General features: G+C 37.8%; 10 protein-coding genes. All 10 read right to left on the minus strand.

The window, feature by feature from the left end:
* Positions 1-28 precede the first annotated feature (28 nt).
* The 10 genes from D8Q48_RS09175 to D8Q48_RS09220 all read right to left on the minus strand — a co-directional run bounded on the left by D8Q48_RS09175 (position 29) and on the right by D8Q48_RS09220 (position 13,981).
* Entirely contained in the window at positions 29-3,031 is a 3,003-nt protein-coding gene (locus D8Q48_RS09175; RefSeq protein WP_121056333.1) for a glucosaminidase domain-containing protein, read from the minus strand.
* A 126-nt stretch (positions 3,032-3,157) separates the two neighbouring features.
* Positions 3,158-5,002 carry a GBS Bsp-like repeat-containing protein gene (locus D8Q48_RS09180; RefSeq protein WP_117989966.1) on the minus strand — a complete coding sequence of 615 codons (1,845 nt, stop codon included), beginning with the start codon at positions 5,000-5,002 and terminating at the stop codon, positions 3,158-3,160.
* A 30-nt stretch (positions 5,003-5,032) separates the two neighbouring features.
* On the minus strand, positions 5,033-5,293 hold the full coding sequence (locus tag D8Q48_RS09185) for a hypothetical protein (protein WP_117989965.1): 261 nt from the start codon (positions 5,291-5,293) through the stop codon (positions 5,033-5,035).
* A 171-nt stretch (positions 5,294-5,464) separates the two neighbouring features.
* Complete coding sequence (locus D8Q48_RS09190; RefSeq protein ID WP_117989964.1) at positions 5,465-5,977, minus strand: transcription repressor NadR; 513 nt, start codon at positions 5,975-5,977, stop codon at positions 5,465-5,467.
* Positions 5,978-5,997: 20 nt separating this feature from the next.
* Positions 5,998-6,855 (minus strand): carboxylating nicotinate-nucleotide diphosphorylase, encoded by an 858-nt coding sequence (gene nadC, locus D8Q48_RS09195; RefSeq protein ID WP_022075451.1) that lies wholly within the window; start codon positions 6,853-6,855, stop codon positions 5,998-6,000.
* A gap of 63 nt (positions 6,856-6,918) precedes the next feature.
* Entirely contained in the window at positions 6,919-8,139 is a 1,221-nt protein-coding gene (locus D8Q48_RS09200; protein ID WP_117989963.1) for an L-aspartate oxidase, read from the minus strand.
* 317 nt (positions 8,140-8,456) lie between these two features.
* Positions 8,457-8,747 (minus strand): hypothetical protein, encoded by a 291-nt coding sequence (locus tag D8Q48_RS09205; RefSeq protein WP_117989962.1) that lies wholly within the window; start codon positions 8,745-8,747, stop codon positions 8,457-8,459.
* A gap of 9 nt (positions 8,748-8,756) precedes the next feature.
* Positions 8,757-9,983 carry a HipA domain-containing protein gene (locus D8Q48_RS09210; protein WP_117989961.1) on the minus strand — a complete coding sequence of 409 codons (1,227 nt, stop codon included), beginning with the start codon at positions 9,981-9,983 and terminating at the stop codon, positions 8,757-8,759.
* A 28-nt stretch (positions 9,984-10,011) separates the two neighbouring features.
* On the minus strand, positions 10,012-11,913 hold the full coding sequence (metG, locus tag D8Q48_RS09215) for a methionine--tRNA ligase (protein ID WP_117989960.1): 1,902 nt from the start codon (positions 11,911-11,913) through the stop codon (positions 10,012-10,014).
* Between the two features lie 13 nt (positions 11,914-11,926).
* Complete coding sequence (locus tag D8Q48_RS09220) at positions 11,927-13,981, minus strand: glycoside hydrolase family 13 protein (protein WP_117989959.1); 2,055 nt, start codon at positions 13,979-13,981, stop codon at positions 11,927-11,929.
* Positions 13,982-13,994 lie beyond the last annotated feature (13 nt).

Here is a 13,994-nt window from a genome sequence, read left to right on the forward strand (position 1 = left end):
TCGATAAAGGAACATATGCTATATTTTTTTATTTTTTATAAAATGCTTTTCCGATATCTTCTGGCGCTTTTCCACCTTTTTCTACTAATTGAATATGAATTGCCTCTACCTGACGTGCATATCCTTCACTTCCTGCTTTTTCTCCATTCTTTGCCCAACCAAGCCAGCCAAATTCACTGGAATGTACTTGATAATATACATCGTATTTTTCAGCCATTTCACCTGTAAGCTCAATACATATTGCTTCCATTTCTTTGTTTCTGCCTACAGTTCCACTTATAGCACCATTTGACACGTAATTTTGCCAGCCGATATCTTGAATATGACTTTTATACTTAATTTCGCCTGAATATTCTGGATATTGCAAATTTATCCTGATTGCTTCTACCTGCTTATTTTGCCCTGTTGTTCCTGCCAATTCTCCATTTTGTACTGCATCTTGCCATCCAATATCTTGCACATGCGTGCTATATTCTATATTTGTACTTTTCTTTTTAAACGAACTCTGTTCATTTTCTATTGTTGGCGTTCCTTTTGGCACAATTAACATCTGAATTGCTTCCACTTTAAGAGCATAGTTCATTGTTCCGGCTGTCTCTCCATTTTTTGCCCAACCGAGCCACCCCAAATCTTGTACATGCACCCGATAATATATATCATAATTATCTTTCTGATTTCCTGTAAGCTCTATTTCAATTGCTTCCATTCGACGGTTCTGCCCTGTTGTTCCCGCAATTTCACCGTCCTTATGATAATTTTGCCAGCCAGTATCCTGCAAATATGAACGATATTTCACTCCTAACAAATTAGATTTTACATTCAAAATCATTGCTTCTATTTTTTTATTCTGACCAGTTGTTCCTGCTATCTTGCTTCCCAGCACTTCGTTTTGCCATCCAACATCCTGTACATGTGCAGAATATCCAATTTTGACTGTATTAATCTGATATGGTGTCTCTGTTCCACCTGGTGCTGCTGATCCTTTTGGCAATAATGCAATCTGAACCGCCTGTAATGCGTAATTATATCCTTGCGTTCCGGCTAATTCTCCATTTTTTGCCCAATCCATCCAGCCAATATTCGTCACATGCACCCTATAGTAAAGATCATAATTTGATGCAGCATCGCCTGTCAGTTTTAATTTAATTGCCTCTAGATTTTTTGCTTGTCCAACAGTTCCTCCTACCTCTCCATTAGACACGCTATCCATCCAACCAATATCCTGTGCATGCACCTGGTATTCAACCCCTAAATTTGCAACACCCGAAATATTTATTTTCATTGCCTCCATTGGAAGATTTTTCCCTGTGGTTCCCATCATCTGTCCATTTTTAGCGCAATCCATCCAACCAATCTCACGTACATGTGCACTGTATTCTATTGCTCCTGCCAGTTCCGTTGGTACCGCTATTGCTCCACTACCTAATGAATTATCTGGTTTATTTTCATTTCCACCTGATTCTCCTGAGCCACCTGAATTTCCGGAACCTGTTAAGATTTTCTTCACGTACCCCGAACTAACATATGCATACATACTAGAAAAATCATAATTTCCTGCATCCGAAACAGTGGTACGATTTGTTGTTAACGCAGCATCACTTTGTACTTTATAAAAATTGCCTTGGCTTGAATCTAAAATAATAAATGCCTGATTTGAATAATTTTTTGTTGTGTGAATTACAGTAGATGAGCCATTCGCCTCTGTCCGAACATTTAAATCTGTATGTTCATTTCCTATCACATCTTTTATACCTATGGTATAACGATTACTGTCTTTATTCCCATATATTTTATCAATCATCCATGCAACATTGGCATTCTTTTCTCCCCAGTATGGATCTGACGCATATCTTACATTCATCCCGCTTCCTTTATTACCGAGATATCCCCCTGAATATACCCAGTTTTTAGGGTTTAGATATCTTTTTGACATATATGTCTCTGTAAATGTTTTAATACATGCATCAATACTTTCATATGCGTTTGCACTCTGTCCCGGAGCTGCATCCACAGCATTTAAGCCAAACAGATTGTTTTTCTCCTGTGCAATGCTACTTTTTCCCCACGCACTTTCATTTGCTGCAATTCCAACTGCAATTAATGCATTTACTCCGTATGTGTTTTGATAATTTTTAAACATATCCCCTGTATTACTCATTTTATATCCAGCTGCTTTGCTATTTATAATTTCATTTAATTGAGCTGCTGAATATACTGTTTTGCTTCGTAAAGGAAGATATTGATAATAATTATAATATGGTGAAGAGCTGTTAATCGAATTTGTTCTTACTCCTGCCTTATAATCATCCAGCATATTTGAAAATCTGTCTCTTGTATAGAAATAATGTCCGTCATAACTATAATATTGTACACCTTCTGACAAATACGATGGTGCCGGTCCGTTATCCAATGATGTGATATAATTTCCTTGTGTAATATTTGTCGTAATATTATGTATTAACCGACCTGCACTGACAGCATAATAACTGACAGATGATGCACTGTTCACACTTACAACCTGTACATCATTTGCATCAACTAGCCCTGTAACTCCTGATAACAAAAATTTCACTTTTCCATTTTCTGTCCCAAGATATGCTGCATCAGCACCATATGCCCCACAAGTATACCCGGCGTTACCGGTTCCAACTTCGGTGTATGTTGTTACCACTGCTCCTTTTGTATTAAAGTTAACTATCTTTCCATCATTACTCAATAAATCAATCTCAAGCAGTCCCGACTCATCCGGTGCTTCCGAAACATTACCTTCTTCATCCATACTCGTTATCGTTTCGTCTTCTCGTACTTCAAACTCTGCTGTGTTGGGTTCTCCTGAATTTGTAAATTCACCAGTAATATCTTCTGTTTCTTTTGTTGCCTCGTTTTCCGTCTTTTCCAAGCTACTATCCTCAGTTGCTTGGATTGATTCTTGATCAAAGTCAACCGCACCAACATCTATTCCACTGGCCATAACAGTTAGTATCAACATACATATGCTCAACATCCAACTTATTCTTCTTTTGTGTTTCATCAACTTCCTCCTCCCACTTTCCTACAATATTTATTCTAATTCCCATCTTAACATAATTCAACTTTTTCGTCATCTGTAAAGATAGCAAAAAGAACAGTTTCATCATCGAAACTGTTCTTTTAAATGCTAATTAATAGTTTTTGTCTGCCCAGTAACTATGGTTGGGGTTCCCAACTCATCTATTACATATATATGAACATTATAATCTCCTGGATTTTCTCCATAATCTGCTACATACAAATCCGTATAATAACTTCCATCATCTAGTTGATATAATTCTATCCACTGCAAATCACTCTGATCTGCTTCTTTCCATACTGCTGCCATAACAGACTGAATGTTCCCTGGTACGTTACTTATGTTAGTTACAGATATCGGTAAACTGCTATAATTATAATCATAATCACCTATTGACAACTCTGCTGCCGGAATATTTTCTTCCTGAACTGTCTGAGTTCCTATATCAGTCTCTACTTCTCGTATATCTCCCAGCTTCTCCATCATTTTTGATTTCTTCTTTAACTCTGACTCCATCTTATCGATTCCAAAACGTTCTGTTAATGTCTGAGTTGATGAAAATAAATTTGTACCCAGACCGAGACGATTTCCATCAATTTTAACTCCCAATGCAGCCAACGTTGTTGGGAAATTATCAAATGTTGTATAATTTCTCTTCTCTGTTGTTTCAAGTTCCGCTGCTGGATTAATATATGTAGTATAAACTTTTCTTATATAATCTTCGTCGATATCTTCACAAAAATCTTTATCCATCGTCGGATGATCTCCGGCAATAACAATCGTTGTGTTTTCATAAAAATCTTGTTGTTGAATCCAGTCAACCAATTCTTTCACCTGTCTGCTCGAACATGCCATAACATTTGCATACTGATTGTCTCCAAATTCATCTGTACACAATTCACATGGGTATCCATCTTCAAAATGTGTATCTACCGTCAACATTGTAAAATTAAATGGGGTGCTTTGCTGTGATAGTTCTGTTAATTTATCTTTTGCAAAGCTAAATAGCTTCTCATCTTCATATCCCCACCATACACGATAATCCGGTGGAATCAGACCATTTTCACTTGCATAGTTATAATCATAAATATTATAATTTCCATGCTCTGTAAAATATAATCTTCTTCCTCCAAAGGTTGCATCTGAACCAATCATAAGATTCTGGCAATACCCTGCACTCTCCAGAATATCACCTAACGTAACTGCTCCTGCAAAAAAATGTTCCTGTGTATTCATATCATTTCCATCAATGGAAATACTCAATGGTATACCTGACGTATGTGCAAACATAGCACCCATTGTCCATGTTGCACCTGTCATTGCATAACCGCCATTCAATTCTTTATCTTCCCCTGAAAAATCTTCGTTTTCCTGTGCTAACTCTGTAAGTTCCGGAATTACGTTCTTATCAAATGCACCACCATTTTCTTTGTCTGCATATGTCATTTCCATTGATTCTAAGAAGATATAAATTAAATTTCTCTTTTGCTCTGGAAATGTCAATGCTACATCGGCCGGGTCAACATAATTATCATCAATAAACGATGAATATGTGCTTTGTCCATCCACAAAACTTCCAACATCTAATTCATTCCATGCTCCATGCACTGAAACTCCACTTACAATTATCGGAACAATGATAGATGCCCCCATAACAACATACCAACGTTTTTTTGTTCTCCATGCAATAAATAAAATTACGACTAATAACAACATCAAAATAGCCGGTACTGCACATACATCCAGATATTCCTGAATCATTCCATCATTTGTTCCCTCTAATGGAGCTGTCATATGGTATACTAATTCATCCATTGTTAGATTTGTCCATGTTTTAAACATCCATTTAATACTAAAATATAACAATGTTCCTATAGTCGATAGTAATGCCCCTAAAATAGCTCCGATTATTAATAATATTTTCTTTACCTTTTCTCGAATCTCCACTTTCATCTTCTGAATTCTTCCCTATCTTTTCCTTTCTTACCCAATCTTTATACTAGGGATATTATCCCCCTCCGGAAACATAGACAACTGCGGACTCACCTTCGCAAATGTAGTCTCTCTGCTTTCCAATGCAGCCTCCTCTGTTCCGAACAGCTCATGATCTTTAAATCTTAACGCCCCACAGGCACCTATCCGCTGAACAATACATTCATCCCCATGACGGCCCATCACTTTGACTTTTGTTGCATATTTATTATCTTCTAATATGTAGCAAATATCTCCTGATACGTACTTCATTATTTCATCCTCTTTCTTGTACTCACATCAAAATTCAGTTGTATGATACAAATTTACCTATTGTAAATTCATTCTTCAACCAAATAACTTTACACATTCTTAAATACAATATCACATTTTCTTTAAAAAAGCAAAAACAGATGTGCTTTTTCACACATCTGTTTTTGCTTTTTAATTAGCAGTAACTAAAAAACCTTTTTCCTGTAATGTTTCTTCAATCATATCTAATGTTTCTTCACTGTCTGCCACAACTTTATGATAATGATAATTCGAGGTAATATTTTTCAATGGCCTTGACTTACCGCTTTTTATATCATCAATAAAGTCTTTTGCCTTTTTTCTGGAATTAATATTCAGTTCAGCTTCCATTTGTCCATATATTTTATGATTCACCATCACATTTGCCACAGTCCCACCAAGATCTACAATGGAATACAATTCTTCTTCTGTCTGTTCATCTGTATGCTGCACCTTAAATACTCTGCTTACACTGATTGGTTCATTTAAAAGATATCCTCTATGGGTTGATATAATATCATATCCCGCTGCCCGAATAAGTGCGATATCCTGTACAATGACCTGTCTGCTTACTTCAAATTCTTTTGCAAGCATAGTTCCCGATACCGGTACCTCATTCTTCCTGATCCGTTCAACAATTTGATTTCTACGCTCTGTTCCGGTCATAACTCCCTCCAAGACACTTTCTACTTATTTACAGCATGAAGGTTTTTCAGAGAAATATCCATAATTGGTGCTGAATGCGTCAGTGCACCGCTGGAAATATAATCTACTCCAAGTGCTGTCAAACGACCAATGTTTTCTTTTGTCACATTTCCAGAACACTCTGTCTCCGCTCTTCCGTCAATGATCTTGATTGCTTCCTGCATTTCTTCTGTTGACATGTTGTCTAGCATAATGATATCTGCACCGGCTTCGACAGCTTCTTTTACCATATCAAGATTCTCTACTTCTATTTCAATCTTACGTACAAATGGTGCGTATTCTTTAGCCATCTCTACTGCTTTTGTAACACTTCCAGCTGCCCCGATATGATTATCTTTTAAAAGTACACCGTCAGACAAATTGTAACGGTGATTGTATCCGCCACCTACACGAACTGCATATTTTTCAAAAATACGCATATTCGGTGTTGTTTTTCTTGTATCCAGCAATTTTGTTTTGCTTCCTTTGAGCAAGTCTGCTACAGAATGTGTATATGTTGCAATTCCGCTCATTCTCTGCAGATAATTCAATGCAACACGTTCCCCTGACAGAAGCACACGGATATCTCCATATACTTTTCCCATCAGCTGTTTGTTTTTCACTTCGTCTCCATCTTTGCAATAGAATTCAACTCTTACCTTATCATCAAGAAGCTCAAATACTCGTTTAAAAACATCTAATCCTGCAATCACGCCGTCCTGCTTGCAAATTAAATCCACTTCTCCGTCTACAGCCTCTCTCATAACAGCATTTGTTGTCACATCCTCGCTTGATATATCCTCACGTAATGCCTCCAGAATTAACTGATCTACCTGTAATGTTGTTGTAATCTTATTCATGTCGTTTCTCCATTCTATACATAATTTTTCTCTGATTTTATAATTTTAAAACTTCATCAACTTTTACGCTCTGATTTTTTCGTCCTCGGATTCTTCTGCTTCCACATATGGTGTAAATGGATTTTCTCCACCGCAAATCTTCGTTGCTGCTCTCTGCGCAAATACAAGGCTTTCTAACAAAGAATTGCTTGCGAGACGATTTGCCCCGTGAACTCCATTACAGCTTGTCTCTCCGACTGCATATAAATGTGCCATGGAGGTTCTGCTGTCTGAATCAACCCATACACCACCCATAAAGTAATGCTGTGCCGGAACAACGGGGATACATTCTTTTGTGACATCGTATCCTTCCTCCAGACAATGCTGATAAATATTTGGAAAATGATTCAAAATTGTCTCTTTATCGATGTGCTCCATTGATAACCAGACATAATCTGTTCCATCTTTCTGCATTTGTTCATGAATTGCTTTTGTCACTACGTCTCGAGGAAGCAATTCATTTACAAACCGCTCCATATTCTTATTATATAATACAGCACCTTCACCTCGTACAGATTCGGAAATCAAAAATCTTCTTCCTGGCTTTTTGGAATATAATGTAGTCGGATGAATCTGTACATAATCCAAATGCTCCAGACGTATTCCATGCTTTTTGGAAATATCCAAAGCATCTCCGGTAAGATGTGGGAAGTTTGTGGAATGTTTATATAATCCGCCAATTCCGCCACTGGCCCATATTGTATCCGGTGCGTAGATTTCAATTAAATCTCCGGCTTTTTCTGCTATGATTCCTTTGCACTCACCATCTTCTACCAATATGTCTGTCATCGTTGTATATTCATATATTGTTACATTATCCAGCTTTTTCACCTGTGCAAGTAATTTACTCGTAATCTCTTTTCCTGTCACATCCTCATGAAACAGAATACGCGGCTTGGAATGTGCTCCTTCTCTTGTGTATGCAAACTCTCCACCTTCCAGACGTTCGAAATCCACACCATATTGTACCAGTTCTTCAATGATTTGGCTAGAGCTTCGAATCATAATATCAACAGACTCTTTACGATTCTCATAATGTCCTGCCTTCATTGTATCTTCAAAGTAACTGTCATAGTCATCCTTATCATGGAGTACACAAATTCCTCCCTGTGCCAAAAAAGAATCACTGCTCTCCAGATCTGCCTTTGTGATCATAACTATTTTTTTATCTCTTGGCAGATTCAACGCACTGAACAATCCTGCAACTCCTGTTCCTACAATTACAACATCTGCATCTATTCTCATCACGAAACCTCTTTCTAATATGCTGAATTTATTGTACAAAACTCCATCTTTGTTTGATTCATTTCTCTGCACATTTATTGTTGCTTACCTTATCTCTGCTAAGCAGTCACGCATATTGTTGTCATTATAGCATCCACCTTTACATCTGACAAGACAGATGTTGTACAAATCTTTACAGGTATTTTACACATTCATATTTCATTTTATACAAAATAATCTTTCTATTTTTTAAACTGCGAAACATATAGCAAACTCTTATAAATTGAAAAATGAGAATACAGTTTCCTGCATTCTCATTTTATATCTTATTTTTTATTCTACTTTATTTCTCTTACCGTCGTATTTATTGTCTTTTGATAGTTTTCAGCTATTTGCAATCCTTCTACAAATCTGCATGCCTGTTCATAATAGTAATTAATTGCCGTACGAAATACATTTTGTCGCTTACCCTCCAGAAGATCTTTCCCAAATACAATCTCCCGCTGATATGGAACTTTCCTGGAATCATACTTCACATAATTTTGCTGATTATCCAAATTCACAATTAACTGTATATCTTTTCCTATTGTAAGGATATTTCCATCTCTTGTAACCTGTGCCTCCTGCATATAATCACCCTACCAGTATTTTTCCTTTTTCCAGATTTTCTTTCCCTGCTGAAACAATTTCAGATATTCTATTTTCTGCACAACTGTTTGTTTGATCTCTACTGCTCTTTTTTCCGACATGTCCGTATATGTCAGTAACAAACTCTGTACTTTATCTGGAAAACCATCTAATTTATCTAAATTCAGGCATTTATTATTTTTCACATATCGAAGCATATCTGCTTCCCTCTTGCAAAACGAATTCACACGAATATCTAACAGATTTTCTTTTTGAGGAATGATATCAGTAGCATAAAATAATGAGTTTCCTGTATCAAAAATCGGAGCCATCGCAACCAGCTTACCAACTTCTGAATCATATAAAAATCCAAAATTATTAAAATGTCGGTCTACATTTGTCAAAATGAAGTCGGTCATAATTGTATATTCCAATTGATCCCGCACTTCATTTTCGTCCATTCCTAATTTTACTGCCTGTTCAATGATTGCCTCATACGAAGACAGTTCATTCGGTATTTTATAGTTTTTTATCAATTGATATGCTGATACAAACTCATATCTGGTTGAAGTAAACAACGGATTTAACGAACAAGGGATTTCTTTACCTTCTATTTTTGTTGTCTCAACTTCATACGTAACATAATTCTTCCACCCTGACTGTTTATGTAGAGTAGTCGCAATTACTTCGTTTACCGCCTGTTGTGCATAATCATTTGCACTTAATTTCATCAGGTATCGGATATCATTTTTTATAATCCACTTTTTTTTCATTTCTCCCGTAACCGAAGAGGATGGGGAGAATTTTGAAATATTGGCATTAATATCTATTTTCTCCGAATCAGTCAAAAGCAATCCCAATTCGTCTGAGAATGCATTTTCATAAAAATTCAAATTTTTCCAATATAGTTCTTTCCCTAATGGCTGCATCCAATAATGGTCTGTGAGACTTAATCCATACCCCGATAACATCAAGGACAGATTGGACTCCTCATGCAGAAAATTTAACGCCTGCTGTATTCCTCTTCTCGAATCCGGGATTGCTCTCGATTCCCACCAGGACAATATGCTATTGGAGCTGTCTTCACTACAACCAACTGGTAATTCTTTTGGCAAATACACAGCCAACACGTGTTCTATCTTTCCGGAGGTCAAATCAATTGCAACCATAGCCACATCCAGATCTTTATGTTTTAACACAAAGAGATTATTCGGAACATTGGATTCTATTGTACTCATGATTTCCACCTCCGTCATTTTTAACTACCTAGCAGATTTCTGCTCCTGCCGGCATCTCTTTCTCCGGTACCATAAGTGCCAGATTGCCTTCTGCGTCTTCTGCACACAGAAGCATTCCTTCTGACAGTACTCCTGCCAGTTTTGCAGGTTTCAGATTTACAAGAACCATAACTTTCTTGCCAACCATTTCTTCTGCTGAATAATGTCCTTTGATTCCTGAAACGATTTGTTTTACTTCGCTTCCGATTTTAACCTGTGAACAAAGCAGTTTTCTTGATTTCTTCACTTCTTCACATGCAATGATCTCGCCAACCTGGAACTGCATCGCTCCGAAATCATCAAATGTAATTTCTGGTTTTGCTTCGATATCAATAACTGCCTCTTCTTCTTTTTCTTCTTCAACCGGTGGGTGAAGTTCTGCAACCTTCTTCATAACCTCTTCTAAATCCAGTCTCTGGAATAAAATCTCTGGTTTGTCAGTTACATTACCATTTCCAAGCTGCTCTAAAATCTTCTTGCTTGTAGAAGGCATGAAGGACTCCAGAAGTTCTGCTCCTGCTGAAATTCCCTGAATCAGATTCCACAGAACTGTCTCAAGACGATCTTTCTGTGCTTCATCTTTTGCAAGTACCCAAGGCATTGTTTCATCAATATATTTATTACAACGTTTAAACAGATTGAAGATTTCTGTAATCGCATCTGCTACGCGAAGCTCATTCATTTTTGCTTCTACGGCTTTTGGTGTTGCTTCCATAACTGCTTTCAGATCTGCATCTACATCTCCAGATACTCCCTTATCTGTTACAGAGCCACCGAAGTATTTGTTTGTCATGGATACTGTACGGTTTACCAGATTTCCAAGTGTATTTGCCAAATCTGAATTCATACGCTCTACCATCAGTTCCCATGAAATAACTCCGTCATTCTCAAATGGCATCTCATGAAGTACAAAATAACGAACTGCATCTACACCAAAGAAATCTACCAGTTCATCAGCATAAAGTACATTTCCTTTCGATTTACTCATCTTACCATCTCCCTGAAGCAGCCATGGATGACCAAATACCTGTTTTGGAAGTGGAAGATCAAGCGCCATCAAGAAGATTGGCCAGTAAATTGTATGGAAACGGATGATATCTTTACCGATCAGATGTAAGTCTGCCGGCCAGTCTTTTTTAAACTGTTCTGTGTTTTCTCCGTCACAGTCATATCCGATTCCTGTGATATAGTTTGTCAAAGCATCCAGCCATACATATACAACATGTCTCGGATCAAAATCTACCGGGATTCCCCATTTAAATGAAGTTCTTGATACACATAAATCCTGAAGCCCTGGAAGGAGGAAGTTATTCATCATCTCATTTTTACGAGATACCGGCTGAATAAATTCTGGATGTGTATTAATGTGTTCGATCAGTCTGTCTGCATATTTGCTCATTTTAAAGAAATATGCTTCTTCTTTTGCAGGCTGAACCGGACGTCCGCAGTCTGGACATTTTCCATCTACAAGCTGTGACTCTGTAAAGAATGACTCACATGGTGTACAGTACATACCTTCATAATGTCCTTTGTAGATATCTCCCTGATCATACAGTTTCTTGAAGATTTTCTGTACCTGTTTCTCATGTTCTTCATCTGTCGTACGGATAAATTTATCATAAGATGTATCCATCAAATCCCAGATTCTCTTAATCTCACCGGATACGTTATCTACAAATTCCTTTGGTGAAATTCCGGCCTCTTCTGCCTTCAGTTCAATCTTCTGTCCATGTTCATCAGTTCCTGTCTGGAAAAACACATCGTATCCCTGACTTCTTTTGTATCTTGCAATTGCATCTGCAAGTACGATCTCATATGTGTTTCCTATATGCGGTTTACCCGATGTATAGGCAATCGCTGTTGTAATATAATATTTCTGTTTATCTGCCATCGTGCTCTCTCCTTTATTCCTTCAATGTTTTTAAAATCAGTACGGAATGTCGTCCCATGTTTACAACAACTTCTCCGTCCTGCACAATATATTCATCATACCCTGTTGTAAATCCTTCTTCGTATGTATACATCAAACGATACATACGGGTATTTTGTGGTACTTCTGCAAGCCACACCGGAACTGTTATTTCTTTCAATTCTTTACTGTTGTTCAAGATTACAACAATCTGTTCATCATCCTGAAAACGTCCATATGCCAACACATTATTTTTCCATGTAAGCATCTTGATCGAACCTGTTCTAAGGATTTCCTGTTCTTTATGAATACGGATCATCTCTTTATGAAAATTCAATAATCGTTGATTTTCATTACCCCACGGGAATGTACGGCGATTATCCGGATCTGTAAATCCGACAACTCCAACCTCATCTCCATAATAGATGGTCGGTGCTCCAACCCAGGTCATCTGTACTGCAACTGCCTCACAGAATACAGCCTCGTTAATTCCTTCTTCTGCTGCCTTATATCCAAGCTGTTCTACTCGACCGGCAATATGATTTGTTCTTGTGAGGAATCTGGAATGGTCATGGTTGGATAATTCGTTCATTGCAACCTGCAAAGATGGTGTCAGCATGCATGCCATAAAATGCTTCATTGAATTCACAAATATCTCTGCATTACCCCACAGATCAATACGGCGCTCATTACTGTGCTTCTCCATACCTGTCAAAAACCAGGTCAGTGGCTCCATAAATGCATCATAGTTCATGACGCTGTCCCACTGATCCCCCTGAAGCCATTCTCCCGGATCTCCATAATGCTCTGCAAGAATCAATACATCCGGATTCACACTCTTCACCTGTTTACGGAATTCTTTCCAGAACATGTGATTATATTCATTGGAATATCCAAGGTCTGCCGCAACATCCAGACGCCATCCGTCAATATTATACGGCGGAGATACCCATTTTTTACCGATATCCATAATATATTGCACCAGTTTTGGTGAATCTTCGTAATTTAATTTTGGAAGTGTGTCATGCCCCCACCAGCCATCATAATTATAATTATATGGCCATGCGCTTTCCTCTTCCTTGAAGAAATGGAAGAAGCTGCGGTACGGACTCTGTGAACTTACAAAAGCACCCTGTTTATCCTGATAAGCCGGTTGCTGCTCATAAATTCTCTCTCGGTCCATCCATTTATTGAAAGAACCACAATGATTGAACACACCGTCCAGTATCACTCGCATGCCTCGCTTATGCATCTCATCTACCAATTTTGCAAACAATGCATTGCTGGCTTCCAGATTTTCTTTATCGCCTGTGCGGATTTGATATTTCGTAGCATGGGTATTGTCCATATCCCCTTCTGCCAGAACCTCTCCGCCATCTTTAACAATCTTTCCGTAATGTGGATCAATGTAATCATAATCTTGAATATCATATTTATGGTTTGATGGAGATACAAACAATGGATTGAAATAGATTACTTCGATTCCCAAATCCTGAAGATAATCTAATTTATCCATAACTCCCTGCAGGTCTCCGCCGTAGAACCGGCGGATATCTGGTGTTGCCGGTATAGAGCCCCAATCTTTGACCTGCTCACATGGTGCTCCGATATAAATATATTCCCTGTCTTCCACATCATTTTGCGAATCGCCATTATAAAAACGATCCACAAAAATCTGGTACATTACTGCACCTTTTGCCCAATCTGGTGTGGAAAATCCAGGTACAATCTTAAAATCATAGTAATCGACAATACGATCTGACACCCCGCAGCGATTATAATAACAGATTTCTCCGCCACGCTGGATTTCAAAACAGTAAACCAATGGATCCTCATCCAGTGTCCACTGTATTTCCCAAAAATCAAAATTTTCTATACTATCTGCCTTCTGCATCGTATATCTGGCTTTTTCTTCACCAACGAGCAGAATCACATCTGCGACATCATTTTCTGCTGTTCGAAACCGTAGTGTAACAGTTTCTCCTGCCTTTGGTTCGGCAGGCATCACATAAGACGAAGTCCCATCACAGAACAAAGCGTCTCTTCTCATAACTCTAACTCCT

The organism is Ruminococcus sp. B05 (assembly GCF_003628495.1).
Classification (GTDB): Bacteria; Bacillota; Clostridia; order Lachnospirales; family Lachnospiraceae; genus Schaedlerella; species Schaedlerella hominis.